The sequence below is a fragment of the Halomonas garicola genome, from assembly GCF_031935715.1.
Taxonomy (GTDB): domain Bacteria; phylum Pseudomonadota; class Gammaproteobacteria; order Pseudomonadales; family Halomonadaceae; genus Vreelandella; species Vreelandella garicola.
Genome location: NZ_JASSZF010000008.1, coordinates 19,897 through 46,680, shown reverse-complemented (window position 1 = coordinate 46,680; position 26,784 = coordinate 19,897). Strand labels below are relative to the sequence as shown.

Sequence of the window (26,784 nt, the reverse complement as noted above, 5' to 3'; positions counted from 1 at the left end):
CGGTGACAACGCCGGTATGCGTCGGTGGAAAAGTTGTCGCTATCTGCATCGGTGGATAAGCGGCAAGGTTATCCACCGTTCATTCAACGCTTGTACGCCCGCTATCCGCTGCTTATCAGCCGATTAAATAACAATGCAAGATGCTGATAGACATAGAAAATAAATGCTTTTCCACAGAAATCATCCACACCAGTTATTACAGCAACAACAGAACTTCTTTATTTAATTGATCTGTTATTGATTAAGAGAAGCAACCGCGGAAAACCGGATGTGGAAAAACCTGACGGTTACCCACAGGAGGTTTATACTGGTCGGCTTGGAGAACCCTTGGCGCCCCGCGCCTTATTCACATCGGTGCCAAACGCACAAGACGAGGTGACCTTTGAATTACCCCGACCGCTTTGACGTCATTGTCATCGGCGGTGGCCATGCGGGAACCGAAGCCGCACTGGCCTCCGCCCGCACGGGCTGTCAGACCCTGCTGTTAACTCACAACATCGAGACCCTGGGGCAGATGTCGTGTAATCCCGCCATCGGCGGTATCGGCAAAAGCCACTTGGTCAAGGAAATCGACGCTCTGGGCGGCGCCATGGGGCTGGCCACGGACGAGGGCGGCATCCAGTTTCGCGTGTTGAACGCCCGCAAGGGGCCCGCGGTGCGCGCAACGCGAGCCCAGGCTGACCGCGTGCGCTACAAAAGCGCCATCCGCCGCACGCTGGAAAACCAGCCCAACCTGACGATTTTTCAGCAGTCGGCGGGCGATTTGATCATGGACGGCGATACCGTGCGCGGCGCCGTCACCGAAACCGGCATCCGCTTTCACGGCGACACCGTGGTGCTGTGCACCGGCACGTTTCTCGGCGGCGTTATCCACATCGGGATGGATAAAACCCTGGGCGGCCGCGCCGGAGACGCGCCGTCCAACGCCCTGGCCAAGCGCCTGCGCGCGCTGCCCTTCCGCGTTGACCGGCTAAAAACCGGCACGCCGCCGCGGATTGACGCCAAGACCGTGGATTTTTCCCGGCTCGCCGAGCAGCCCGGAGATGACCCCGCGCCGGTAATGTCGTATCTGGGCAGCCGCGAAATGCACCCGCGCCAGATGAGCTGCCATATTGCCCACACCAACGAGCGCACCCACGACATTATTCGCCAAAACCTCGACCGCTCGCCGATGTATTCCGGCAGCATCGAGGGCGTCGGCCCGCGTTACTGCCCGTCGATCGAGGACAAGGTCGACCGCTTTGCCGACAAGGCCAGCCACCAGATATTTATCGAGCCCGAAGGGTTGGATACCCACGAGCTTTACCCCAACGGTATTTCCACCTCATTGCCGTTTGACGTCCAGCTTGAGTTCGTGCGCTCCATCGAAGGGCTGGAAAACGCCCATATCACCCGCCCGGGCTACGCCATCGAGTACGATTTCTTCGACCCTCGGGATCTGCACCACTCGCTGGAAACCAAATTTGTCCACAACCTGTTTTTTGCCGGACAGATCAACGGCACCACCGGCTACGAAGAAGCCGGCGCTCAGGGCCTGCTTGCCGGGCTGAACGCCGCCCGCCGGGCTCGGGAGCTTGAGGCCTGGTGGCCTCGGCGCGACGAAGCCTATCTCGGCGTGCTGGTGGACGACTTGATCAACATGGGCACCAAAGAGCCCTACCGCATGTTCACCTCCCGGGCGGAATACCGCCTGCTGCTGCGCGAAGACAACGCCGACTTGCGCCTGACCGCGACGGCTCGCGAGCTGGGCCTGATCGACGACGCCCGCTGGCAGGCGTTTTGCGCCAAGCGCGACGCCATTGAGGAGGAAAACCGGCGTCTGGCGAGCACCTGGGTGCAGCCAAGCTCCGCGGCGGGCCAAAAGCTCGCCGAAACGCTGGGCAAGCCGCTGGCCCGGGAGTTCACCCTGGCGAATCTGCTCAAGCGCCCCGAGCTTGGCTACGCCGACATCGCCGGGCTCCCCGGCATCGAGGGAGAGCCGGTCGCCAACGACACCGTGGCCGACCAGGTGCAAATCCAGGCCAAGTACCAGGGCTACATCGACCGCCAGCAGGAAGAGATCGACAAGCTCAAGCGTCACGAAGCCACGCCCCTGCCGGACGATCTCGACTACGCCCGGGTGGACGGCCTGTCCAACGAGATTCGCCAGAAGCTCGGCGAGGCGCGCCCGGCGACCCTGGCCCAGGCGTCGCGCATTGCCGGGGTGACGCCGGCGGCGGTATCGATCCTGTTGATCCATCTGAAAAAGCATCGCCTGCTGACGACCGCCGAGGTGGCCAACGGATGAGCCAGGCAACGCAGCTCCCTGCCCCCGCGCTGACCGCCGGGCTTGCATCGGCCACCGGCCAGCGCCTGGACGACGGCCTGGCCCGGCTGGGCATTGACGCAAGCGAACACCAGCGCCGCCGGCTGCTGGGGCTTCTGGCCTTGTTGCACAAGTGGAACCGGGCTTATAACCTCACCGCCGTGCGCGACGTTGACGAGATGGTCTCCCGCCACCTGCTGGACAGCGCGGCGGTGGTGCCCTTCATTCGCCCCGGGGCGCTGCTCGACGTCGGCGCCGGGCCGGGGCTTCCCGGGCTGGTGCTGGCCATTCTGGTGCCGGATCTTGACGTCACCCTGCTCGACAGCAACGGCAAGAAAGTCCGCTTTCAGCGCCAGGCGATCATGGAGCTGGGACTGGATAACGTCACCGCGACCCAGGCCCGGGTGCAGGCGTTCGACGCCGGCGGCCTTGACCAGGTGATTTCCCGGGCCTTTGCCAGCCTGGCAGACTTTGTCTCCCTGACCCGCCGGCTGCCCAAAGCCGGCGGCGAGTGGCTGGCGATGAAGGGCCCCGGTGCCGCCGACGAGCTGAAAGACCTGCCCGCCGGCGTAGCGCTCAAGCAGCGCCGTCGGCTCGAGGTGCCCTTTGCCGACGCCGAACGCCAGCTTTTGATTCTGACCCCGGAAGGAGGGGAGTAAGTGAGCCAGATCATCGCCCTGACCAACCAGAAAGGCGGCGTGGGCAAGACCACGTCTGCCGTCAACCTTGCCGCCAGCCTGGCAGCGCTCGGGCGTCGTGTACTCCTGGTCGACCTTGACCCCCAGGGGCACGCGAGCATGGGCAGCGGCATCGACAAGCACGACCTCGAGACCAGCGTGCTCGACGTGCTGCTGGACGACACCGCCGCCAGGGACGCTATCATCGGCGAGCTGCCGGCGGGGTATGACGTTTTGCCGGGCAACGGCGACCTGACCGCCGCCGAGGTCGAGCTTCTGCAGGTCGACGAGCGCCAGGGCCGCCTGGCCCGGGCGCTGGTAGCCCTGGCCGACGACTACGAGATTATTCTCATCGACTGCCCGCCGTCGCTGAACATGCTCACGGTGAACGCGCTCACCGCCGCCGACGGCGTGCTGATTCCGCTGCAGTGCGAATTTTACGCCCTTGAGGGCCTGTCCGCGCTGCTGGGCACCATCGAGCAGATCCAGCAGAGCGTGAATCCCGAGCTCGAGATTTCGGGTATCCTGCGCACCATGTACGACAAGCGCATGAGCCTGACCCGGGAAGTCGACAGCCAGCTGCGCGGCTACTTCGGCGACCGGCTGCTCAAGGCCACCATTCCGCGCAACGTCAAGGTGGCCGAAGCGCCGAGTCACGGCCTGCCGGTGAGCCACTACGCGCGGTTTTCTCGCGGCAGCCAGGCCTACCGCGTGCTGGCCAAGGAAATGCTCAGCCGCCTGGCCCTTTAATACCCGGGCGGCCGTGGCGGGGCGTGTTTTTGTGAACGTTCGGTTGATGACGAGGAAAAGCCAATGACGCGTAAACGCGCGCTGGGACGCGGGCTGGACGCCCTGATCGGTTCCGGCACTCGCCAGGGCGGAGTGAACCCCGGGGATGACGTTGCCGTGCCGGTCGCCAAGGATGCCCCTTTGCCGGCAGGCGAGTCGGTAGAAGGACAGCCGACGGAAGGGCAGGGCCGCCAGGACGACGGGCGCCTTGAGCGGCTGCCGCTTTGGCAGCTGGCCCGGGGCAAGTATCAGCCCCGGCGCGACTTTCACCCCCAGGCGCTCGAAGAGCTTGCCGACTCCATCCGCGCCCAGGGCGTCATGCAGCCCATCGTGGTGCGCGCGGTAAGCGAGCAGCGCTACGAAATCATCGCCGGCGAACGCCGCTTTCGCGCCGCCAAGCTCGCCGAGCTTGACGTCATTCCCGCTATCGTCCGCGACGTTGACGACGACGGCGCGCTGGCGCTTGCGCTGATTGAAAACATCCAGCGCGAAAACCTCAACGCCGTGGAAGAAGCGCTGGCGCTCAAGCGCCTGAGCGACGAGTTTGCCCTGACCCAGCAGCAAATCGCCGATACCGTGGGCAAGTCGCGCACCCAGGTGGCCAACCTGCTGCGCCTGCTGACACTTGAGGCCGAAGTGCAGACGCTGCTCGAGCGCGGCGATCTGGACATGGGCCACGCCCGGGCGCTGCTGGCGCTTTCCAGCGGCCAGCAGTCGAGCGTCGCCCGGGACGTGGTCAACCGCGACCTGACCGTGCGCGCCACCGAAGCGCTGGTGAAAAGCGTGATGGCCAAGGCCGAGACGCCGGCGAAAAAGCCGCAGTCCCGACCGGTCGCGCCTGATGTGGCACGGCTGGAAACCCGGCTCAGCGAACAGCTCGGGGCGCCGGTATCGATCAAGCAGGGGAAAAAAGGCAAGGGCGCGCTGACCATTCGCTACTCGAGCCTGGAAGAGCTGGACGGTATTCTTGGCCATATTAAATAAATAGCAGGCTTATTAAATGCCCGGCAGGTAACGCCCCCTAAATCTGCCGCTTTGGTCGCAAAAAGTGCGATAACGCCGAAAAAATGCGCCCTTCGGTTGAAGGAGTGATAGCGCTTCCCTATAATCGCGCATGATTTTGCAGGCTGTGATCGCAAGCGTGGATCACGAGAGCTTGCGCCCCTGAGACGCATGCTCCTGAAGTGGCCTGAACGACTATGCAACGAAACCGATTCAAGCGTCGCCGGGGCTACGTCTACCGGCTCGCTGTCGCGCAGGTAAGCGTTAGCCTTGCCTGCCTGCTGTCAGGGCTTGCCGCGGGCGGCGGCAGCGGGGCGCTTTCCGCGCTGAAAGGCGCGCTCGTTGCCATTATTCCGCAGGGGCTGTTTGTGCTGCGGGCGGGTATCCTGAACCCGCGGCTGGGCGCGTTACAGGGCGCCAAGCGCCTGTTACGCGCCGAAATGGGCAAGTTTGGTTTGACGGTGGCGCTTTTTACCCTGCTGTTTGTCGTAGCGCCCCCCTCAAACCCCGCTTTCTTCTTTATTGCTTACGTAGCGGTTGTTCTCACGCACTGGCTGGGCCCCTGGCTTCTGCGGCGGCATCGCTCAACTTATCGAGGTAACTAGCGCCATGGCAGCAGGAAACGAAGTCGCCCCGACTGAATATATTCAGCACCACTTGCAAAACCTGACGTTCGGGCTCCACCCGGAGAACGGCTGGTCTATCGCCCAGACGGCCGAGCAGGCAAGCGACATGGGGTTCTGGGCCATCCATCTGGACACCATGGGCTGGTCCATCGCCATGGGGTTTTTGTTTATCTGGCTGTTTCGCAAGGTAGGCAACGCCGCGACCACCGGCGTGCCCGGGGTGCTGCAGAGCATCGTCGAGGTGACCTTCGAATTTATCGAAAACCTCACCCGCTCTACCTTTCATAGCGTCAATCCCATCATCGGGCCGCTGGCGCTGACGCTGTTCGTCTGGATTTTGATGATGAACACGCTGAAGATCATTCCGGTGGACTACCTGCCCGGCGTCTTTGAGAAAGTCGGCGTCGAGCAGATGAAAATCGTCCCCACTACCGATATGAACGCCACCTTCGGCATGGCGCTGGGCGTGTTTATCCTGGTGCTTTATTACAACTTCAAGATCAAGGGCCCCGGCGGGTTTGCCCGGGAGCTTTCGCTCAAGCCGTTCAATCACTGGGCGCTGATCCCGTTCAACCTGCTGCTTGAGGTTGTGGCGCTGCTGGTGCAGCCGTTCAGCCTTGCCATGCGTCTTTTCGGCAACATGTTTGCCGGCGAAGTGATCTTCATCCTGATCGCCCTGCTGCCGTTCTGGGCCATCTGGCTGTTGGATGTGCCCTGGGCGATCTTCCATCTCCTGATCATTACCCTGCAGGCCTTCATCTTTACCGTGCTGTCCGTTGTGTACCTGAACGCTGCACACGAACGCCATTAACCAAGCAACACCTTCAACCCATAACCTGACCTAACCTCTAGGAGCACTACCATGGAACTCATCTACGTTGCCGCTTCCCTCATGATCGGCCTGGGCGCTTTGGGCACCGGTATCGGCTTCGCCATCCTGGGTGGCAAGCTGATCGAATCGACCGCACGCCAGCCGGAAATGGGCGATGAGCTGCAGGTAAAAACGTTTTTGATGGCGGGTCTGCTTGACGCCGTGCCGATGATCGGCGTGGGTATCGCGATGTACCTCATCTTCGTTGTTGCCGGTTAAACAAGCGGGACCGAGCGTTCGCCGCTCGGTTTTGTTTCACCCCGGTCGCCACGAACTTGTCAGAGGTACATCCCTGTGAATATCAACATGACGCTAATCGGACAGACGATCGCCTTCGCGATCTTTGTCTGGTTTTGCATAAAGTATGTGTGGCCGCCGATCAGCAATGCGCTCCATGCGCGCCAGAAAAGAATTGCTGATGGTCTGGACGCCGCAAGCCGTGCATCCCGCGACCTTGAGGTCGCGCAGGAACAGGCCAACCAGACGCTGCGCGAAAGCAAGGAGCAGGCGTCCGCGATTCTCGAGCAGGCGAACAATCGCTCTGCCCAGATAATCGAGGAGGCGCGCGAGGAAGCACGCGCCGAGGGCGAACGCATGGTGTCCGGCGCCCGCGCCGCGATCGACCAGGACATGCAGCGCGCTCGCGAAGAGCTGCGTAGTCAGGTCGCTACTCTGGCCGTACTCGGCGCCGAGCGCGTGCTGGAAAGCGCCGTCGACGAAAAAACGCACCGCAAGCTGCTCGATGAACTGGCTGCCGAACTGTAAGGAGACTCACCATGGCGGAGCAATCCACCGTCGCTCGTCCTTACGCCAAGGCAGCGTTTGAATACGCGCGCGATAACGATGCGCTCAAGGCCTGGTCCGAGGCGCTTGCTCTGCTGGGGCAGGTGGTGCAGGACCCGGAGGCCCGCCGCCTGCTCGGCAGCCCCCAGCTTTCCAGCGCGCAGAAAGTCGCGTTTCTGAAAGCGCTGCTGGCGGACGGCAAAACGGCCAAGGCGACCAGCGATGATCTTGAGCGCTTTCTTGCCGGCCTGGCAGACATGCACCGGCTGGGCGCGCTCAACGCCATTGCCGTTCAGTTTGAGCAGCTGCGCGCAGAGTACGAGCAGCGTATCGACGTAAACGTGACGTCAGCTTTTAAGCTCGATGACAAGCAGCAGTCCACCCTGCTCAACGCGCTTAAAAAACGTCTGAATCGCGAAATCTCCATTACCACTCAGGTGGATAAATCGCTGATTGGCGGCGCCATCCTGCGCGCCGGCGATACCGTTATCGACGGCTCGGTGCGCGGTCGACTGAACCGCCTTTCCGAAGCGCTGACCACTTGAGTTTGAGGGACATGGCATGCAGCAACTGAATCCTTCCGAGATCAGCGACATCATCAAGCAGCGTATCGAGAAGCTTGACGTCGCATCCGAAGCCCGTAATCAGGGCACCATCGTCAGCGTCTCCGACGGTATCGTGAAAGTTCACGGCCTCGAAGACGCGATGTTTGGTGAAATGATTGAATTTCCCGGCAGCATTTTCGGCATGGTGCTCAACCTTGAGCGCGACTCCGTGGGCGCTGTGGTGCTGGGTGACTACCTTAAGCTGGAAGAAGGCATGGTCGCCCAGTGCACCGGCCGCATTCTGGAAGTGCCGGTAGGCCCCGAGCTTGTCGGCCGCGTGGTGGATGCCCTGGGCAACCCCATCGACGGCAAGGGCGACATCAACACCAAGATGACCGACGCGGTGGAAAAGGTCGCCCCGGGCGTTATCACCCGCGAAGGCGTTGACCAGCCGATCCAGACCGGTTTCAAGGCCATCGACGCCATGGTGCCGATCGGCCGCGGCCAGCGCGAGCTGATCATCGGCGACCGCCAGATCGGTAAGTCGGCGATTGCCATCGACGCTATCATCAACCAGAAAGGCACCGGGGTTACCTGCGTGTACGTGGCCATCGGCCAGAAGCAGTCCACCGTTGCCAACATGGTGCGCAAGCTCGAAGAGCACGGCGCGATGGAGCACACCATCATCGTTGCCGCCGGCGCTGCCGACCCGGCTCCCATGCAGTTCCTCGCGGCTTACGCGGGCTGCACCATGGGCGAATACTTCCGCGACCGCGGCGAAGACGCCCTGATCGTCTACGACGACCTGTCCAAGCAGGCCGTGGCCTACCGTCAGGTATCGCTTTTGCTGCGCCGTCCGCCGGGCCGTGAAGCCTTCCCGGGCGACGTCTTCTACCTCCACTCGCGTCTGCTCGAGCGGGCCGCGCGGGTCAACGAAGACTACGTCGAGAAGTTTACCAATGGTGAAGTGACCGGCAAGACCGGCTCGCTGACGGCGCTGCCGATCATCGAGACCCAGGGCGGCGACGTGTCGGCGTTCGTTCCCACCAACGTGATCTCGATCACCGACGGCCAGATCTTTCTGCAGACTGACCTGTTCAACTCGGGCGTTCGCCCGGCGATCGACGCCGGTCTGTCGGTTTCCCGGGTCGGTGGCTCGGCCCAGACCAAGATCATCAAGAAGCTGGGCGGCGGCGTGCGTCTGGCGCTGGCTCAGTACCGCGAGCTTGCGGCCTTTGCCCAGTTCGCCTCGGATCTGGACGAAGCCACGCGCAAGCAGCTGGAGCACGGCCAGCGCGTCACCGAGCTGATGAAGCAGAAGCAGTATATGCCGATGTCCGTGGCGCAGATGGCGCTGTCGCTGTTCGCCGCCAACGAAGGCCACCTGGACGACATCGAGGTGGACAAGGTGCTGGACTTTGAAAGCGCCCTGCACGATTACGCCAAGGCGGAACATGCAGCGCTGATGGACAAGATCAATCAGTCTGGCGACTACGACGATGAGACCAAGGACGGCCTGAAGTCGGTTCTGGAAAAGTTCAAGGCCACTCAGACCTGGTAATCGGACCTGGTAAAGCGTTTGGCTCACCGCGACAGGTGAGCCTGCCTTCTTTTCTGAGAGCCACGAACGAAGGGTAGATCGCTATGGCAGCTGCAAAAGAGATACGCTCCCAGATAGGGAGCATCAAGAACACGCAGAAGATCACCAGCGCCATGGAGATGGTCGCTGCATCGAAAATGCGTAAAGCGCAAGATCTGATGAAGGCCAGCCAGCCTTACGCCAGGCAGATCCGCAACGTGGTGGCACACCTGGCGGATGCCAGCCCCGAATACCGGCACGACTACATGATCCCGCGCAACGAGGTTAAGCGCGTGGGCTACATCGTCGTCTCGTCGGATCGCGGCCTGTGCGGCGGTTTGAACACCAACCTGTTCAAGGCCACGGTGAAAGACGCCGCCGCCTGGCGTGACCAGGGCGCAGAGCTTGATTTCTGCGCGCTGGGCAGCAAGGCCAGCCACTTTTTCAACAAGTATGGCGGCAGGCTGGTGGCAGCCAAGAGCAACCTGGGTGAAGCGCCCCGGGCTGAGGATCTGATCGGTAGCGTCAAGGTCATGCTCGAAGCGTATGACGAAGGCCAGCTCGATCGCCTGTACGTGGTGCATAACGAGTTCGTTAACACCATGACGCAAAAGCCGGTGGTGCGTCAGCTTCTTCCGCTGTCGTCCGACGTGGGCGACGACGAGCAGGATCAGGAAAACGCCCGTCCCCAAAGCTGGGACTACCTGTATGAACCGGATGCCAGGACGTTGCTCGATAGCCTGCTGGTTCGCTTTATCGAATCACAGGTATATCAGGCGGTGGTGGAGAACGGCGCCTGCGAGCAGGCGGCGCGCATGATTGCCATGAAGAGCGCCACCGACAACGCCGGCGACCTGGTCGACGATCTGGAAATGGTTTACAACAAGGCCCGTCAGGCCGCCATTACCCAGGAAATTTCCGAAATCGTCGGCGGTGCCGCTGCCGTATAACGCCTCGGAAGGCTCGGCCTTCCGGCACACAGGTTTCATTTGCAGGTTTTAAAGAGGAACCAAGATGAGCGGACGTATCGTACAAATCATCGGCGCGGTGATTGACGTAGAGTTCCCTCGGGACTCTGTGCCCAAGGTCTACGACGCGCTGAATATCACCCAGTCCGAGACCGTTCTGGAAGTTCAGCAGCAGCTGGGCGACGGCGTGGTGCGTACCATCGCCATGGGCACCACCGAAGGGCTCAAGCGCGGCACCGAGGTTACCAGCACCGGGGCGGCGATTTCCGTGCCCGTGGGCAAGGCCACGCTTGGCCGGATCATGAACGTGCTCGGTGAGCCCATCGACGAGGCGGGCGAGATCGGCGAGGAAAAGCGCATGCCGATCCACCGCAAGGCGCCGGGCTACGCCGACCAGGCCGCGTCGGAAGAGCTTTTGGAAACCGGCATCAAGGTCATCGACCTGGTATGCCCCTTCGCCAAGGGCGGTAAGGTCGGCCTGTTCGGCGGCGCCGGCGTGGGCAAGACCGTCAACATGATGGAGCTGATCCGCAACATTGCCACCGAGCACAGCGGCTACTCCGTCTTTACCGGCGTGGGCGAGCGTACCCGTGAGGGTAACGACTTCTACCACGAGATGACCGAGTCCAACGTTCTCGACAAGGTATCGCTGGTCTACGGCCAGATGAACGAGCCGCCGGGCAACCGCCTGCGCGTAGCGCTGACCGGCCTGACCATCGCCGAGAACTTCCGCGATGAAGGCCACGACGTGCTGCTGTTCGTGGACAACATCTACCGCTACACCCTGGCGGGCACCGAGGTATCGGCGCTGCTGGGCCGGATGCCATCCGCGGTGGGTTACCAGCCGACGCTGGCCGAGGAAATGGGCGTTCTTCAGGAGCGCATCACCTCGACCAAAGAGGGCTCGATCACCTCTGTCCAGGCCGTTTACGTGCCCGCGGACGACTTGACCGACCCCTCGCCGGCGACGACCTTCTCGCACCTGGACGCCACCGTGGTACTCGCGCGCTCCATCGCCGAGCTGGGTATCTACCCGGCAATCGACCCGCTGGACTCCACTTCGCGCCAGCTGGCGCCCGAGGTGGTCGGCGACGAGCACTACCGCGTGGCCCGGGGCGTGCAGGGCGTGCTGCAGCGCTACAAGGAGCTCAAGGATATCATCGCGATTCTGGGCATGGACGAGCTGTCTGACGAAGACAAGCTGTCCGTGTCCCGGGCGCGTAAAATCCAGCGCTTCCTGTCGCAGCCGTTCTTCGTCGCCGAGGTGTTTACCGGCTCGCCGGGCACCTACGTGTCGCTGAAAGACACCATTGCCAGTTTCCAGGGCATCCTCAACGGTGACTACGACGAGCTGCCGGAGCAGGCTTTCTACATGGTCGGCACCATTGACGAAGCCGTCGAGAAAGCCAACAAGATGCAGCAGTAATCCTGTTCACCAGGGGGGTTCGCCATGGCGAATAGCGTGAATTGCAACATCGTCAGCGCCGAAGCGTCTATCTACTCGGGAAGCGTTGAGCAGGTGATCGCGTCCGGCACGGCGGGCGATCTCGGCATTCTGCCGGGACACGCCCCGCTGCTGACATCGTTGAAACCGGGACCGGTACGCGTAAAGCTTGAAGGCGGCAGCGAAGAAAGCTTCTTCGTTTCCGGCGGCTTCATGGAAGTGCAGCCCGACGTGGTCACGATCCTTGCCGATTCGGCCACTCGGGCGCGCGACCTCGACGAGGCCGCCGCCGAAGAGGCGCGTCGCGAAGCACTCAGGTCGCTGAACGAAAAATCCGCCGAGCTTGACTACACTCGGGCCGCGGCGGAGCTTGCCGAGGCGGTTGCCAAGCTGCGCACCATCCAGCAGCTGCGTAACCAGAGCCGCTAGGTCCGTTCATAGCGGCGCTGCCCGGATCGCGCCCCCTGGTTCCTTGCGGAGCCGGGGGGCGTTTTTTTGTCTGTTAAGATAGCGCTAAATCCAGTGGCAGTGCTTAGCGTGTAAAAACACGTCGCCAACGCCGCATTGCCCACGACCTATTGCCCTAACCACATCGCGAACAATATCTCGTGACGCAGACGTCACGCCGCCGTATCGCGAAGACGACTGCCGCGCGGAGGACACTTTTATGGCGCTTTACGACCCGACGCTGGAAGCGTTGAAAGACGATTTGCTGAGGCTGCATGCCGCCGCCGCGCAGGCCAGAACCCCGACACCGGCGGATATGCCGGGCTACGACGGCGTGATCGAGCGGCTGGGGGAAATCCGCTCGCCGGATATCAGCGAGATACTCGAAGCGCTGATCGAGGAAGACAACGCGCTTGACGCGGCCGTGGCCACGCTTGCGCTATTGGAGAATGACCGGGCGGCCAACGTGCTGGGCTACCTTCCCAGCGGCTCTCAGCTGTCGCTGGTTGGCGCGCTGGACGATACCCAGGTGCTCAAGCTGCTGGAAGAGATGGGCTCGGACGAGCGCGCCGACCTGTTCAACCTGCTGGATGAGGACCGCCGCGAAACGCTGCTGCGGCGCATGGCGCACAAGAAACGCGAAGAGCTGAAGCGTCTGGCAAGCTACGAGGAAGGCTATGCCGGCGCCATCATGACCTCTGACTATGTCGCCATAGACAGCGGCATGACGGTGTCCCAGGCGCTGATGCGCGTGCGCCAGACCGCGCCGGATGCAGAAACGGTGTATCAGCTTTACGTGCTTGCCAAGGACGGCGAGCTGATCGGCACCATGTCGCTGCGCATGCTGATGGTGGCGCGCCCCGGCGCCGTCGTGGATGACATCATGATCCGCGATGTCATTCATTCCCGAGTCGACGAGCTGCAGGAAGAAGTGGCGCGCATCGTGGCGCGCTACGACCTGATCGCGCTGCCGGTGACCGACGGTGACAACCGCATGGTGGGGATCGTTACCCACGACGACGCCATGGACGTGGCCCAGTTCGAGGCCACCGAGGATATCCACAAGGGGATGTCCATCGGCCAGCTGGAAGACGGCATCAGCCGCGTGCCGCTGTGGACGCTTTATCGAAAGCGGGTCATGTGGCTGGTTCTGCTGGTGTTTGCCAACCTGTTTTCCGGCGCGGGCATTGCCTACTTCGAGGATACTATTGCCGCCAAGGTGGCGCTGGTGTTCTTTTTGCCGCTGCTGATCGGCAGCGGGGGTAACGCCGGCGCCCAGGCGGCCACGCTGATGGTGCGCGGTATGGCAACCGGCGACGTGGGCGTCAAGGACTGGGGCAAGATGCTCGGCCGCGAGCTGCTGGTGGCCGGGTCGCTTGGCCTGACCATGGCCCTGGCCGTCGCGCCCATCGGCGTTATGCGCGGGGGTAACGCCGTGGCCTTTGTGGTGGCGACCAGCATGATCACCATTGTGCTGTTCGGTAGCCTTCTGGGGATGTGCCTGCCGTTTGTGCTCGAGCGCTTCAAGCTCGACCCGGCCACCGCCTCGGCCCCTCTGGTGACCACGCTGATCGACGCCTCGGGCGTGGTGATCTATTTCAGCATTGCCACCGCGGTGCTGTCCGGCGTGTCGGTCTAGCCAGCGGGCAGGCTGGTGGCTCGGGTGACCAGCAGTACCTCGACGTGGCCCAGCCAGTCGACGTCGTCGGCCAGCGCCTTGAGCTGGCTGGCCAGGCACTGGGGCGGCTGGTGGATGTCGTCGCCGACAATCAGCGAGACAGAGACCTTGCCGCCGAGGTAATGCAGCTGCAGCTCTGCCCGGGTGCGCCATACCGGGTTGGCGTACCAGCGGGCGTCCAGCGTGGCCTCGACTTCGGGGCGCAGCGGCAGGCCGGGAAAGCGGCTAGGGTCGCCTTCGCCGGCGTCGTCTTCGGGGTCGATGTGGAAGGTGACGTCGGTCAGCGCGGGGAAGGCGTGGCGCAGCTGGCGGCTGACCTCGTTGCCGATTTCGTGGGCTTCGGAAACGCTGACGCGCTTGGCCACCACGATATGCAGGTCGACCATGGCCCAGCCGGCGGACTGGCGGGTGCGCAGGTCGTGCACGCTTTCCACCCCCGGAACGTCTTCGGCGACCCTGTGCATCTGGCGCTGGGCCTCGTCGGGAAGGGCGGTGTCCACCAGCTCCCGGGCGGAGTCCCAGAGCAGATCCCAGCCCACTTTTCCCACCATCAGCCCGACGATGATGGCCGCGACGCCGTCTACCCAGCCCATGCCGAACTGGGCGGCGATCATGGCGATCAGCACCACCACCGTGGATAGCGCGTCGCTTCGGGCGTGCCAGGCGTTGGCCTCCAGCAGTTTGGACTGCACGCGCTTGGCCACGCGCATGGTGTAGCGGAAAATCCACTCCTTGGTCAGCAGCGCAACGCCGGCGAGTAAAATCGCCCAGAGGCCGGGCGCGGTCACGGTTCGGCCGCTGAACAAGCGCTCCAGGCTCGACCAGGCGATGCCGCCGGCGACAAAGATCAGCACGCTGCCGAGCAGCAGGGTGGTCAGCGTCTCGATGCGGCCGTGGCCGTACTGGTGGTCGTGATCCGGCCCCTGGCGGCCGTAGTGAATCGCTGCCAGCACAAAGCCGTTGGTGATCAGGTCGGAAAGCGAGTGGATGCCGTCGGCAATCAGCGCCGTCGAGCCGACCAGAAAACCCGCGATCATCTTGGCCAGGCTCAAAACGCCGTCAAGCCAGGCGCCGACGTGGGTGACGTGCTTGGCTTCGCGGCTTTGAAGGTCTTCCTGGGATTCAGCGTGAGAGGTCATGATGGCTCTTTGGCGGCTACCGTTGACAGCGTGCGGCGACGATTGTAGCGCATCGGCGCCGGCGTAGCAGCCGGGGGGCGGACAACGCCGCGGCAGACGTGTATTCTTTAGCGCCGGTAGCAGCACCGCCGCTGGCGGTTAGCGCCCGGCACCGGTTTTTACTCACCCGGGCATATCGCCCACTGATTGGTTGCAGGTTTCCCGATGGATTGGCTACAGGTCATCGTGCTTGCCGTCGTGCAGGGATTCACCGAGTTTTTGCCCGTTTCAAGCTCGGCTCACCTGATTCTTATACCGGCGCTGACGCCCTGGGGCGATCAGGGGCTGGCCTTTGACGTCGCCCTGCACCTGGGCAGCCTGCTGGCGGTAATGGCCTACTTTCGCCGCGAGATTTTTGCCATGCTGCAAAGCAGCCTGGCTGCCCTTGCCGGGCGCGGCGTTGACCGCGATGCCCGGCTGGCGCTGGCCGTGACGCTTGCCACCTTGCCGGTGTGCGTTTTCGGCCTTTTGCTGCACGATATCATCCAGGTTCACCTGCGCTCGACGCTGGTGATCGCCGCGACGATGATCGGCTTTGGCCTGCTGCTGGGCTACGCTGACCGCAGGGGCCGCGGCCAGCGGGACGAATACCAGCTGCGCGGGCGCGATATCGCCGTAATCGGCCTGGCCCAGGCGCTGGCGCTGATTCCCGGGACCTCGCGTTCGGGGATCACCATGACCGCGGCGCTGCTGCTGGGCATGGGCCGGGAAGCCGCGGCGCGGTTTTCGTTTCTGCTCTCGATCCCGGTGATTATTCTGGCCGGGGGCATGGAAATCGTTACCCTGAGCCAGCAGGCCGCGCCCGTCGACTGGCCCACTCTTTTAGGCGGCACGGCGCTGGCGGGCATCAGCGCCTATCTCTGCATTCGCCTGTTTCTCGCGTTCATTACGCGCCTGGGCATGCAGCCCTTTGTGATCTATCGCCTGGTGCTGGGCGTGTGGCTTCTGTGGCTGTTCTATGGTTAGCAAAATGGCTAGCAAACCCGGGCCGACGGGCAACGATACAGAAAAATCAAGGTAAACCATCATCATGCAACAGGCACCATTGAAAGCGCTGTGCGCCGGGCTGGGGCTTCTGGCGCTGGGGCTCCTTGCCGGCTGCGACGGCGGTCAGGAGACCACGACGCCGGCGCGCTTCGAGGGCAGCGTATTCGGCACGTTTTACCAGATCACCGTGGCAGATACCCTGGACCAGAGCGCTCAGGACGCCCTGGAAGACGGGTTTCTTGACGAGCTCGAGCGGGTGGACGAGGCCATGTCCACCTACCGCGACGATAGCGACCTGGTCGCGTTCAACCAGGCGCCCCTTGACGAGTGGCAGTCGCTGCCGCCGCCGCTGGTCAAGGTCATGTCGATCAGCCAGCAGATTTCCCGGCAGAGCGACGGGGCGTTCGACGTGACCATCGGCGGGCTGGTGAACCTCTGGAGCTTCGGCCCCGAGGCCCGCCCGGAAAGCGTGCCCGAGGACGACGAGCTCAACGCGCGTCTTGAGCAGGTGGGCTTTGACGCCCTGGAGGTTGACGCCGAAGGCAGCCGGGCCCGGCGTCGCCGCGACGTCTTTGTCGATCTCTCCGCCGTGGCCAAGGGCTACGCCACCGACCGGGTGGCGGCGTATCTCGATGAGCAGGGTATCGACAACTACCTGGTCAATCTGGGCGGTGACTTGACCACCAGCGGTTATCGTGACCCCGGCGAGCAGACGCCGTGGCGGGTCGGTATTGAAAAGCCTCAGAGCAGCGGCCACAGCGCCCAGTACGTGATTCCGCTAGCGGGCATGTCGGTAGCCACCTCGGGGGACTACCGCAACTACTTCGAGCAGGACGGCCAGCGCTTTTCGCACACCATTGATCCGCGCACCGGCCGGCCCATCAACCATTCGCTTGCCTCGGTTACCGTGGTGCATCCCTCCAACGCCCGGGCAGACGCCTGGGCTACGGCAATGACGGTGCTGGGCGGCGAGGAAGGTATGGCATTGGCGCAGGCGCTTGATCTCAAGGTGCTGATGCTGGTGCGCGACGAAGACAGCTGGCAGAGCCTGGCCAGCCCCGCCTTTGCCGAGTTTATCGGCGAGGCGTTCATGGCCGACCACAAGATCAAGGTAGCCAGGGCTACCTCCGCCGAGACACAAGGATAATCTTATGCACGACGAGCTGGACATAGTCGTTCTCGCCGCCGGCAAGGGCACGCGCATGCGCTCCCGGCTTCCCAAGGTGCTGCATCCGCTGGCCGGCAAGCCCATGGTGCGCCACGTGCTGGATACGGCAGCGGGCCTGAACCCCCAGCGCACTCACGTGGTGATCGGCCACGGCGCCGAAGCCATGCGCGAGGCGCTGGCCGATCAGCCGATACGCTTTTGCGTTCAGACCGAGCAGAAGGGCACCGGGCACGCCGTGGCGCAGCCCCTCGACCAGCTGGGGCACGGCAAAGTACTGGTGCTCTACGGCGACGTCCCGCTGATTCGCCGGGATACCCTGGTGGCGCTGCTTGAGCGCGTGGACGAGAAGCACATGGGGCTTTTGACCGTCACTATGGACAACCCCGACGGCTACGGGCGCATAGTGCGCGACGAGGCGGGTAACGCCGTGGCGATCGTTGAGCAGAAGGATGCCGGCGCCGAGGAGCTGGCGCTGACCGAGTGCAACACCGGCATCATGGCGATGACCGCCGCCCAGCTCAAGCGCTGGATGCCAAGGCTCTCCGCCGATAACGCCCAGGGCGAATACTATCTCACCGACGTGATCGCCATGGCCGCCGAGGACGGCGTGGGCGTGGCCACGGCCCAGCCGGCGACGCCGATGGAAGTTCAGGGCGTCAATAACCGCGCCCAGATGGCCGGGCTGGAACGCGCCTTGCAGCACGCCCGGGCCGAGCAGCTGATGGCCGACGGCGTGGCCCTGGCCGATCCGGCGCGGATTGACGTGCGCGGCACCTTAACCTGCGGCCACGACGTTTTCATCGACGTCGGCTGCGTGTTCGAAGGCGAGGTCAGCCTGGGCGAGGGCGTGCATATCGGCCCCTACTGCCTGATCAAAAATGCCACCGTCGGCGCCGACAGCGTGGTCGAAAGCCACAGCGTGCTGGAGCAGTGCGTGGCCGCCGGGCGCAACGCCATCGGCCCCTACGCGCGGCTGCGCCCGGGCACCCGGCTGGCGGTAGCCGCCCGGGTAGGCAACTTTGTTGAAACCAAAAACGCCGACGTGGGTGAGGGCAGCAAGATCAACCACCTGAGCTACGTCGGCGACGCCACCCTGGGGCGCGGCGTGAACATCGGCGCGGGGACGATTACCTGCAACTACGACGGCGTTAACAAGCACCGCACCCGAGTCGACGACGACGCCTTTATCGGCTCCAATACCGCGCTGGTAGCGCCGGTTAACGTGGGCCAGGGCGCCACCGTGGGCGCCGGTTCGACCATCGCCCGGGACGTGGCCGACCATGCCTTGGGCATTACCCGGGCACCCCAGCGCGAAAAAGCCGACTGGCCGCGCCCGAAAAAGCGCGATTAACCACAAGATCCAGGCTAAACAAGGAGAAAAACTATGTGTGGCATTGTCGCCGCCGTTGCCCAGCGCAACGTCCAGGGCATATTGCTGGAAGGCCTTAAACGGCTGGAATACCGCGGCTACGACTCTGCCGGCATGACGGTGATGCACGGCGATACGCTGACGCGCCACCGCGCCGTGGGCAAGGTCGCGGCGCTGGATGAGTGTCTGGCGGACTCGCCGCTGCCGGGCAAGGCCGGCATTGCCCACACCCGCTGGGCGACCCACGGCAAGCCCATCGAAGCCAACGCGCACCCGCACCACAGCGCTGACCGAGTGGCCGTGGTGCACAACGGCATCATCGAAAATTTCGAGGCGCTCAAGCAGGAGCTTGAGGCTGACGGCTACGCTTTTACCTCCCAGACCGACACCGAAGTCATCGCCCATCGCCTGGCGGCCACCCTTGACGGCGGCGCCACGCTGTTCGAGGCGGTTCAGCAGACCGTGCGTACTCTGGGCGGCGCCTACGCGCTGGGAGTCATGAGCCCCAGCGAGCCCGGCGTGGTCATCGGCGCCCGCCAGGGCAGCCCGCTGGTGGTGGGCGTGGGCATCGATGAGGCCTTTTTGGCCTCGGATCCGCTGGCGCTTCTTCAGGTGACCGACCGCTTTATCTACCTGGAAGAGGGAGATCTGGTCGAGCTCAAGAACGGCGGCCGTGTCCATATCGTCGACCGCGACGGCCAGGCCGTCGAGCGCCCGGTGCAGGTTTATGAATACGCCGACGGGGCGGCGAGCAAGGGCGACTACCGCCACTTCATGCTCAAGGAAATCTTCGAGCAGCCCACCGTCATCAACGCCGCGCTGGAAGGCCGTCTGGGCGAGACAAGCGTGCTCGCGGAAAGCTTTGGCCCCGAAGCGCCGCCGCTGTTCGCGGCAACCCGCCAGATCCACATCATCGCCTGCGGCACCAGCTACCACGCGGGGCTGGTGGCGCGCTACTGGCTTGAGCGCTACGCCGGCGTGCCGGTACAGGTGGAGGTGGCCTCGGAGTTTCGCTACCGCCACCCGGTAGTGGCCGACGGCACGCTGTTCGTCACGCTATCCCAGTCCGGGGAAACCGCCGATACCCTGGCCGCGCTGCGCTTTGCCAAGGAGCTTGGCTATCTGGGCACGCTTGCCATCTGCAACGTGCCGGGAAGCTCTTTGGTGCGCGAGTCCGACCTGGCGCTGATGACCCGGGCCGGCCCCGAGATCGGCGTTGCCTCGACCAAGGCCTTCACGACTCAGCTGGTGGCGCTGATGCTTTTGACGCTGGCGCTGGACAAGAGCAAAGAGGCCCCGGGCAGCGAGCAGGCCGGCATCGTCGCCGCGCTGAAGGCGCTGCCCGATATCTGCCATCGGGTGCTTTCGCTGGACGCCGAGATCGAAGTGCTTTCCCAGGCCTTTGCCGAAAAGCATCACGCGCTGTTTCTCGGGCGCGGCGCGCACTTTCCCATCGCCCTGGAAGGCGCGCTCAAGCTCAAGGAAATCTCCTACATTCACGCCGAAGGCTACCCCGCCGGCGAGCTCAAGCACGGCCCGCTGGCGCTGGTGGACAGCGAAATGCCGGTGATCTCGGTGGCGCCCAACGACGCCCTGCTGGAAAAGCTGAAATCCAACCTTCAGGAAGTTCGCGCCCGGGGCGGGGAGCTGTTCGTGTTCGCCGACGAAAACGTCGGCATCGACGACAGCGAAGACGACGTTTCCGTGCTTCACCTACCCCACGTCCACGAAGCTCTGGCACCGCTGCTCTACACCCTGCCGCTGCAGCTTCTGAGCTACCACGTCGCAGTGCTCAAGGGCACCGACGTTGACCAGCCGCGCAACCTGGCCAAGAGCGTCACGGTGGAGTAGGCGCAGGTAGGTTTGGCTGAAGAAATGTAGGATGGTAATAAAGTTGGTAACCGGGTAAATTAGTTGGTAACTTTGAAATAGAGTTGGTAACAGGAAGCTGATGTGGCAAAGTCAGGCTATTCTCCTCAAGGGGTATAGGGAATGGCCAGCTGCAAACTAGATAAAAAAACGGAAAAATGGATTAAAGAAGAGCGCGGCAAAGGTAGCGGTAGTGATTACCGTCCTTGGCTGACGGTCAGAGACCTATCCTCCAGGGGGCGCTCGCACCGGGTGATGGGGCACCTTACCGGGCGAACCCATCATTTTTTTCTGATACAGAACTGGCAGCCTTCCTGTTGCTTGAATGGAACCCCGCTGTTACCGACATCTGCGAGCAATTTCCTCTCCGAATAGAAGACACTCTATCAATCGCTGACGAAGCCAATATTCGCCACCCCGAGGTAGGCGGATACCATCAGGTCATGTCTAGCGATTTTGTCGTCGACCGCTCCACTCATACTGGGCCAGCAAGGCGCGATGAGCATCGCTAGCATACTGGCTACCCCTGTCCGAATGAACGATCAGGCCTGGCGGAGGCTGCCGTTGGGCCAGGGCCATCTGCAAGGCGTACGCGAAAAGAGGTCCATCACAGCGGCCAGGTACAGCTAACCGCTGCGCGTGCGGATGTAGGTGATGTCAGCGACCCAGGCACGATTCATCGCAGCGGGCTCGAACTGGCGGTTCAGCACGTTCTCGGCGATCGGCAGCGTATGGTGGCTATTCGTCGTGTGGATGAACTTGCGCTTCCAGACCGGACGAATGCCATTGTTGCGCATAAGAGTTCGGAGACGGTGCCGCCCCACCATGACGCCCCGACTATGCAGGGCGGCGCGCAGACGTCGGTCGGCAACCATAGGTCTGATTGGATGCCGTAAAGGCGGCTTTCAGGTGAGTTGTGGCCGGGCATGCCTTAGCGGGCGCGCGAGCCCGTTGGCGAGCGGCATAGTAACCTGATCGACTCACGCCCAGTAGCCGGCACAAGGGGCTACTGGATGGGCCTTCTGTTGCAGCTGATCCGTTGAGCGTAAGGACGCTTTTTTTACAGATCATTATCCTGTCGAAGTTGCCGGTTTTCCATTTCCAGCTGACGAATACGCCGTTGCTCGGTTGTGAGAGGCTTGCCGATCCCCGTTTGGCCTGACAGCTCGGCACTGAACTGTTTAAGCCATCGGCGCACCGCCGTCTCGCCAAGATTCATGTCCCGGCAAACCTGAGTGATACTCAGGCCATGCTCGGTGATCATCTGTACAACTTGCAGTTTGAAGGCTGGGTCGAACGATCTGCGTTTTTGAGTCATTTAGGGCTCTCCTCAATCGGTGAATGATCCACCTATCGAGGTGTCCGAGGCAATTAGACCACTACACCTGTCGATGCTACGCGCCATGCTTGGCGCATAACAAAACGCACCGCCAGATGCTCGGCGGTGCGTTTTGACGATGATACTTAGCGATCTAGACTTCCTGATACAGCTCAGCGCCCTCCTCACGGAATCTCTTCGCCTGTTCTTCCATGCCCGCCATCACGGCTTCCTGATCGCCGGAGAGCCCGTTGGCCGCGGCGTATTCGCGAACCTCGTGGCTGATCTTCATCGAGCAGAACTTGGGGCCGCACATGGAGCAGAAGTGCGCCACCTTGGCCGAGTCCTTGGGCAGGGTTTCGTCGTGGAACTCCCGCGCGGTGTCCGGATCCAGCCCCAGGTTGAACTGGTCTTCCCAGCGGAACTCGAAGCGTGCCTTGGATAGCGCGTTATCGCGACGCTGTGAGGCCGGATGCCCCTTGGCCAGATCTGCCGCGTGGGCGGCAATCTTGTAGGTGATGATGCCGGTTTTGACGTCATCCTTGTTGGGCAGGCCCAGGTGCTCCTTGGGCGTGACGTAGCAGAGCATGGCGCAGCCGTACCAGCCGATCATCGCCGCGCCTATCCCTGAGGTAATGTGGTCGTAGCCCGGGGCAATATCGGTGGTTAGCGGCCCCAGAGTATAGAACGGCGCTTCGTCGCACTCTTCGAGCTGCTTGTCCATGTTCTCCTTGATCAGGTGCATGGGCACGTGGCCGGGGCCTTCGATCATCACCTGAACATCATGTTTCCAGGCAATGCGGGTCAGCTCGCCCAGGGTCTCCAGCTCGGCAAACTGAGCCTCGTCGTTGGCATCGGCCACCGAGCCCGGGCGCAGGCCGTCGCCCAGCGAGAACGCTACGTCATACTGCTTGCAGATTTCGCAGATCTCTTCGAAGTGGGTATAGAGGAAGCTTTCCTGATGGTGGTAAAGGCACCACTTGGCCATGATCGAGCCGCCCCGGGAGACGATCCCCGTGACCCGCTTGGCGGTCAGCGGCACATAGCGCAGGCGCACGCCGGCGTGGATGGTGAAGTAGTCCACGCCCTGCTCGGCCTGCTCGATCAGGGTATCGCGGAATACTTCCCAGGTGAGGTCTTCTGCCACGCCCTTGACCTTCTCCAGCGCCTGATAGATCGGCACCGTGCCGATGGGCACCGGCGCGTTGCGGATGATCCATTCGCGGGTTTCGTGGATGTTCTGACCGGTAGACAGGTCCATGACGGTATCCGAGCCCCAGCGGATGCCCCAGGTCATCTTGTCGACCTCTTCCTCGATGGATGACGTCACCGCCGAGTTGCCCAGGTTGCCGTTGATCTTGACCAGAAAGTTACGCCCGATAATCATCGGCTCGGTTTCCGGATGGTTGATATTGCATGGGATGATCGCGCGGCCGGCGGCGACTTCAGCGCGGACAAACTCCGGGGTGATTTCCTCGGGCAGATTGGCGCCAAAACTTTGCCCCGCATGCTGGTGACCTAAAATCGCCTCGACCTCTTCGCTGCCGGCGTACTCGGCAGAAAAGGCCTGACGCCGCTGGTTTTCGCGGATGGCGATAAACTCCATCTCCGGGGTAATAATTCCCTGGTGGGCGTAGTGCAGCTGGGTGACGTTTTTGCCCGGCTTGGCCCGGCGCGGCGTGCGCGTCAGCTCAAAGCGCAGCGGCGCGAGCATGGGGTCGTTGGCCCGACGGCGGCCGTAATCCGAGGTTGGGCCGTCGAGAAACTCGGTATCGTCGCGCTCTTCAATCCAGGAACGGCGAAGCTCGGCAAGCCCCCGGCGCAAATCCGGCTGCACTTCGGGGTCGCTGTACGGGCCGGAGGTGTCGTACACCAGCAGCGGCGGATTTTCCTCGGGCACGTCGGTGGTTTGAGTGGGCGAGAGAGAGATTTCACGAAACGGCACGCGAATATCCGAGCGCGAGCCTTCGACGTAGACCTTGCGCGAGCCGGGCAGCGGCTGAATCGCCGCATCGTCGACCATGGCGGTTTCGGCGAGAAAATGCGACGTCGAAGACGATGTGGAAATCACTGAAGACATGCAAAAAAGCTCCCTTGGTAGTGGCCAGGGAGGCGTGGGAGACTGGTTGGGTAGTAAAGACGCGCCGAAGACCATCAGCGGCCGGAAGTGCACCAGTGCTTGATCCCTACGCCGGTACCCTTCTCCGTCGGCATGACGGAAAAATTAGCCGGATCAGGTTCAACGGGTCAGCGCTACCATTGCGCTGTCTCAGCCGGAATTACCGACACCCCGTCAAGCGAGAGACACTACTCTAAGCCACGGTAAAGCGGGTTAGCAACCGTCGTTACCCCATAAGAGCTTGCCGGTGGCCTAGGTGGTATACGTCGAGGATCGCCTGCTCTTCGGCCGGCGTCAGGGCGTTAGCCGGCACCGGCCGCTCGACCAAAGGCCGCTGGTCCTCGCGGATATCACCGTCACGGGGCCATCGCTGGTGCGTGCGGGCGGTGATGCCCAGCTCACGGCAGGCCGCTGTCAATAGCCATCAGAAGTGACCCACTTTCGGTCAATAAAACTGTCCCACCCGTGATCGTCAGCTGAGCACCTTCTGCTTCAGCCGGTAGTTCTCCCCGTCCCCCAGATCGCCTGCGCTTTTTTCGCAGTGTCAGCAGCGCCGCCGTTTCAGCCAGGACCGCGTTCTTGCGGGCCAGCTCCTTCTTCAGTGTCTTGATACGCTTGCGCTGCTGCTTGGCCTCATCAGCCTCACGCTGGCGTTCCGTATATGACAGGCTGGCGGTCTGCTCGCAATCGTGACGCCAGCGCTCCAGCTGCTCTGGATAGAGGCCGCGTCGCCGGCAGTACTCCGCGGTCTCTTGGGCGTTCATCGAGGCGGTCTCGACCACGGCGCTGAACTTGTCCCGGGAAGACCAGCCATTGGCGCCCTTGCCCAGCGAGTCAGGTAGGCAACGCGCCTCGGCGCGGGCCTCTTTTCGCCCCCTAACGTTTTATAGAAACAGGGTCTCAGAGGGTGCGACACTCATCCCGACACTGGGGGGGAACCATCCTCGGCCCTGATACTACAGGCTACCTCGTCAGGATTCTGATGGCGCACGTCCATCCCCTTGACCAGGTAGATCACATATTCAGCCAGATTGCTGGCATGATCGCCAATGCGCTCCAGCGAGCGCAGCATCCACATGATGCTCAGCACCGGCGAGATCGCCCGCGCATCTTCCATCATGAGCGTCATGAGTGAGCGCATGGCGGTCTTGTATTCGCTGTCGACATGATCGTCTTCACGCACCACCTTTAGTGCCAGCTCGGTATCGAAGTGGGCGAAGGAGCTCAGTGAATCGCTGACCATCCTGCGCACGTGCTCGCTGATGAGCCGCACCTCGACGAAACCGCGGTTTCCCGAATTGCTCTCGACCAGCTCCAGCGCGTTGCGGGCGATCTTGCCGGCCTCGTCGCCGATGCGCTCGAGATCCGACGTAGCGCGAGTCACCGCTAGCACAAGACGCAGATCCGAGGCCGCCGGCTGGCGACGTACCAGCAGCAGGGTGCACTCGTCGTCGATCTTGACCTGCATGTCATTGACGCGACGGTCGTTGGCTACCACCCGCTGAGCCAGTGCCGTGTCCGCCTCGAGCAGCGAGCGGGTTGCATCCTGTACTTGCTTTTCGACCAGACCGCCCATGGTCATCAGGTGCGTTTTCAATGCCTCCAGCTCTTGGTTGAACTGGCGGGAAATATGCTGGCGGTGGGATTCGCTTGTTGTGCTCATCGGTGGTCCTCCACGGGCGCAGGTAACAAATCATATGCCCGACCATGTCATCGTCGATACGCCTCAGGCGCGGATGGGTAAAGCAGCAGAGGTGCGCAACGGGGCATGTCTCCAGCAGTGCTTTACGGCGACATAAGCAGGTCATGGCGCAACCTCAAAGGTTAGCGAAACAATATTGCAGTTAGATGAAGCGCCACGCTGAATGGATACGATACGACAGTTCTTCAAGGAGGTTTGCAACAGAGCATGGCAGCGGATCGATTTTTTTCCTGGCTGTCATGCGGCTGTCATCTTTGTAGGTCATCTTCGGCATCACGAAAAGACGAATACTTCTCGCACCAGGAGCACTTTTCATGAACCGTACCTTCAAGAACCGCGCTTTCAAGACTACCGTCCTCGCTGCCGCCGTCATCGGCGCTGTCGGTGTTGCCCAGGCCCGTGATCAGGTTCGCATCGTGGGCTCCAGCACGGTGTATCCCTTCGCAAGCTACGTGGCCGAGGAGTTCGGGGCGATCACCGACTACCCGACGCCGGTCATTGAATCCACCGGCTCCGGCGGCGGCCTGCGGCTGTTCTGCAACGGCGTCGGCGAAGGCACCCCAGACATCAGCAACGCCTCCCGCCGCATCAAGCCCTCCGAGTTCGAGCGCTGCGCCGAGAATGGCGTCACCGATATTACCGAAGCCTTCATTGGCTACGACGGCATCGCCTTTGCCCAGTCCGGCGCGAACCCGGCGATGGATGTGACCCGCGAACAGCTGTTCCTGGCCCTGGCCGCCAAGGTGCCGGTGGATGGTAAGTTGGTCGACAACCCTTACAGCCGCTGGAGCGAGATCGACGCCGCCCTGCCGGACCGCGAAATCGCTGTCTATGGGCCGCCGACCACGTCCGGGACTCGGGACGCCTTCGAGGAGCTGGTGATGGAGGCAGCATCCGAGGCAATGGATGCCTATGGCGATGACGGTTTCACCGATATTCGTACCGACGGCGCCTATATCGATGCCGGTGAGAACGATAACCTGATCGTCAGGCGTCTTGTCGAGAATACCAGCGCCTTCGGCATCTTTGGCTACTCCTTCCTCGAGGAGAACGCCGACAGCCTGCAGGGCTCGAGCATCGATGGTGTGGCACCGACCCCCGAGGCCATCGGTAGCGGCGAGTATCCGGTATCGCGCTCGCTGTTTTTCTATATCAAGAATCAGCACGCTGACGAGGTGTCGGCCCTGTATGCCTACGCCGAGCTGTTCATGAGCGAGCAGATGATTGGTGAGCTGGGCTATCTCAAGGGAATCGGTCTGATCCCGGCAGAACAGGACCTGCGCGACGCGGCGCGTGACGAGGTTGAGAGTCGCGTTGCACTCGAGCTGAGCGAGCTGAACTGAGGCGCTGTCATAGGCCC

Annotated in this window: 26 protein-coding genes and 1 riboswitch; of the genes, 19 read left to right on the top strand and 7 right to left on the bottom strand. The window is 62.6% G+C overall.

The features are described 5' to 3' along the window. Positions 1 to 382 precede the first annotated feature (382 nt). The 14 genes from mnmG to mgtE all read left to right on the top strand — a co-directional run bounded on the left by mnmG (position 383) and on the right by mgtE (position 13,675). Positions 383 to 2,287, top strand: a complete 1,905-nt coding sequence (gene mnmG / locus RS027_RS04795) for a tRNA uridine-5-carboxymethylaminomethyl(34) synthesis enzyme MnmG (protein WP_311954790.1) — start codon at positions 383 to 385, stop codon at positions 2,285 to 2,287. Further along, complete coding sequence (rsmG, locus tag RS027_RS04790) at positions 2,284 to 2,964, top strand: 16S rRNA (guanine(527)-N(7))-methyltransferase RsmG (protein WP_311954789.1); 681 nt, start codon at positions 2,284 to 2,286, stop codon at positions 2,962 to 2,964. The genes mnmG and rsmG overlap by 4 nt, the downstream gene beginning before the upstream one ends. After that, entirely contained in the window at positions 2,965 to 3,732 is a 768-nt protein-coding gene (locus RS027_RS04785) for a ParA family protein (protein ID WP_311954788.1), read from the top strand. Positions 3,733 to 3,795: 63 nt separating this feature from the next. Next, on the top strand, positions 3,796 to 4,755 hold the full coding sequence (locus RS027_RS04780) for a ParB/RepB/Spo0J family partition protein (RefSeq protein WP_311954787.1): 960 nt from the start codon (positions 3,796 to 3,798) through the stop codon (positions 4,753 to 4,755). A 215-nt stretch (positions 4,756 to 4,970) separates the two neighbouring features. Then, positions 4,971 to 5,378, top strand: coding sequence for an ATP synthase subunit I (locus RS027_RS04775; RefSeq protein WP_311954786.1), 408 nt, complete (start codon positions 4,971 to 4,973; stop codon positions 5,376 to 5,378). 4 nt (positions 5,379 to 5,382) lie between these two features. After that, entirely contained in the window at positions 5,383 to 6,210 is an 828-nt protein-coding gene (gene atpB, locus RS027_RS04770; RefSeq protein ID WP_311954785.1) for a F0F1 ATP synthase subunit A, read from the top strand. Positions 6,211 to 6,261: 51 nt separating this feature from the next. Continuing rightward, on the top strand, positions 6,262 to 6,489 hold the full coding sequence (atpE, locus tag RS027_RS04765; RefSeq protein WP_017429150.1) for a F0F1 ATP synthase subunit C: 228 nt from the start codon (positions 6,262 to 6,264) through the stop codon (positions 6,487 to 6,489). 75 nt (positions 6,490 to 6,564) lie between these two features. Continuing rightward, the gene (locus RS027_RS04760) at positions 6,565 to 7,035 is read left to right on the top strand and encodes a F0F1 ATP synthase subunit B (RefSeq protein ID WP_311954784.1); all 471 of its coding nucleotides are present in this window, start codon (positions 6,565 to 6,567) and stop codon (positions 7,033 to 7,035) included. An 11-nt stretch (positions 7,036 to 7,046) separates the two neighbouring features. Then, the gene (locus RS027_RS04755; RefSeq protein WP_311954783.1) at positions 7,047 to 7,598 is read left to right on the top strand and encodes a F0F1 ATP synthase subunit delta; all 552 of its coding nucleotides are present in this window, start codon (positions 7,047 to 7,049) and stop codon (positions 7,596 to 7,598) included. A gap of 16 nt (positions 7,599 to 7,614) precedes the next feature. Then, positions 7,615 to 9,159, top strand: coding sequence for a F0F1 ATP synthase subunit alpha (gene atpA / locus RS027_RS04750; protein WP_311954782.1), 1,545 nt, complete (start codon positions 7,615 to 7,617; stop codon positions 9,157 to 9,159). An 83-nt stretch (positions 9,160 to 9,242) separates the two neighbouring features. Beyond that, positions 9,243 to 10,127 (top strand): F0F1 ATP synthase subunit gamma, encoded by an 885-nt coding sequence (gene atpG, locus RS027_RS04745; RefSeq protein ID WP_311954781.1) that lies wholly within the window; start codon positions 9,243 to 9,245, stop codon positions 10,125 to 10,127. Positions 10,128 to 10,191: 64 nt separating this feature from the next. After that, a complete protein-coding gene (atpD, locus tag RS027_RS04740) occupies positions 10,192 to 11,571 on the top strand; it encodes a F0F1 ATP synthase subunit beta (RefSeq protein WP_311954780.1) in 1,380 nt (459 codons plus the stop codon). A 24-nt stretch (positions 11,572 to 11,595) separates the two neighbouring features. Next, a complete protein-coding gene (locus RS027_RS04735; RefSeq protein WP_311954779.1) occupies positions 11,596 to 12,018 on the top strand; it encodes a F0F1 ATP synthase subunit epsilon in 423 nt (140 codons plus the stop codon). Between the two features lie 334 nt (positions 12,019 to 12,352). Further along, positions 12,353 to 13,675: a magnesium transporter gene (mgtE, locus tag RS027_RS04730; RefSeq protein ID WP_376717579.1), complete on the top strand. Its 1,323-nt coding sequence runs from the start codon at positions 12,353 to 12,355 to the stop codon at positions 13,673 to 13,675. Here mgtE and RS027_RS04725 read toward each other — a convergent pair. Then, entirely contained in the window at positions 13,672 to 14,853 is a 1,182-nt protein-coding gene (locus tag RS027_RS04725; protein ID WP_311954777.1) for a cation diffusion facilitator family transporter, read from the bottom strand. The genes mgtE and RS027_RS04725 overlap by 4 nt on opposite strands. Before the next feature lie 204 nt (positions 14,854 to 15,057). Here RS027_RS04725 and RS027_RS04720 point away from each other — a divergent pair, with 204 nt between their 5' ends. The 4 genes from RS027_RS04720 to glmS all read left to right on the top strand — a co-directional run bounded on the left by RS027_RS04720 (position 15,058) and on the right by glmS (position 20,267). Continuing rightward, complete coding sequence (locus RS027_RS04720) at positions 15,058 to 15,858, top strand: undecaprenyl-diphosphate phosphatase (RefSeq protein WP_311954776.1); 801 nt, start codon at positions 15,058 to 15,060, stop codon at positions 15,856 to 15,858. A 64-nt stretch (positions 15,859 to 15,922) separates the two neighbouring features. Further along, positions 15,923 to 17,026 carry an FAD:protein FMN transferase gene (locus RS027_RS04715; RefSeq protein ID WP_311954775.1) on the top strand — a complete coding sequence of 368 codons (1,104 nt, stop codon included), beginning with the start codon at positions 15,923 to 15,925 and terminating at the stop codon, positions 17,024 to 17,026. Between the two features lie 4 nt (positions 17,027 to 17,030). Continuing rightward, positions 17,031 to 18,398 (top strand): bifunctional UDP-N-acetylglucosamine diphosphorylase/glucosamine-1-phosphate N-acetyltransferase GlmU, encoded by a 1,368-nt coding sequence (gene glmU, locus RS027_RS04710; RefSeq protein WP_311954774.1) that lies wholly within the window; start codon positions 17,031 to 17,033, stop codon positions 18,396 to 18,398. A 33-nt stretch (positions 18,399 to 18,431) separates the two neighbouring features. Further along, entirely contained in the window at positions 18,432 to 20,267 is a 1,836-nt protein-coding gene (glmS, locus tag RS027_RS04705; protein WP_311954773.1) for a glutamine--fructose-6-phosphate transaminase (isomerizing), read from the top strand. A gap of 644 nt (positions 20,268 to 20,911) precedes the next feature. On the opposite strand, the gene RS027_RS13500 is transcribed toward glmS, so the two are convergent. The 6 genes from RS027_RS13500 to RS027_RS04680 form a co-directional block, all read right to left on the bottom strand. Beyond that, positions 20,912 to 21,160, bottom strand: a complete 249-nt coding sequence (locus RS027_RS13500; RefSeq protein WP_376717203.1) for an IS3 family transposase — start codon at positions 21,158 to 21,160, stop codon at positions 20,912 to 20,914. A gap of 185 nt (positions 21,161 to 21,345) precedes the next feature. Then, the gene (locus tag RS027_RS13495; protein ID WP_311949877.1) at positions 21,346 to 21,603 is read right to left on the bottom strand and encodes a transposase; all 258 of its coding nucleotides are present in this window, start codon (positions 21,601 to 21,603) and stop codon (positions 21,346 to 21,348) included. Positions 21,604 to 21,757: 154 nt separating this feature from the next. After that, positions 21,758 to 23,683 (bottom strand): phosphomethylpyrimidine synthase ThiC, encoded by a 1,926-nt coding sequence (thiC, locus tag RS027_RS04695; RefSeq protein WP_311946655.1) that lies wholly within the window; start codon positions 23,681 to 23,683, stop codon positions 21,758 to 21,760. An 86-nt stretch (positions 23,684 to 23,769) separates the two neighbouring features. Then, a riboswitch (TPP riboswitch) is annotated at positions 23,770 to 23,906 on the bottom strand. Between the two features lie 214 nt (positions 23,907 to 24,120). Beyond that, positions 24,121 to 24,552 (bottom strand): transposase, encoded by a 432-nt coding sequence (locus RS027_RS04690; protein WP_311946661.1) that lies wholly within the window; start codon positions 24,550 to 24,552, stop codon positions 24,121 to 24,123. A gap of 86 nt (positions 24,553 to 24,638) precedes the next feature. Further along, positions 24,639 to 25,385 carry a phosphate signaling complex protein PhoU gene (gene phoU / locus RS027_RS04685; RefSeq protein ID WP_311946656.1) on the bottom strand — a complete coding sequence of 249 codons (747 nt, stop codon included), beginning with the start codon at positions 25,383 to 25,385 and terminating at the stop codon, positions 24,639 to 24,641. A 181-nt stretch (positions 25,386 to 25,566) separates the two neighbouring features. Next, positions 25,567 to 25,740, bottom strand: coding sequence for a hypothetical protein (locus tag RS027_RS04680; protein WP_311946657.1), 174 nt, complete (start codon positions 25,738 to 25,740; stop codon positions 25,567 to 25,569). Between RS027_RS04680 and RS027_RS04675 the strand changes: the two genes are divergently transcribed. After that, a complete protein-coding gene (locus RS027_RS04675; protein WP_311946658.1) occupies positions 25,739 to 26,767 on the top strand; it encodes a PstS family phosphate ABC transporter substrate-binding protein in 1,029 nt (342 codons plus the stop codon). The genes RS027_RS04680 and RS027_RS04675 overlap by 2 nt on opposite strands. Positions 26,768 to 26,784: the final 17 nt, after the last annotated feature.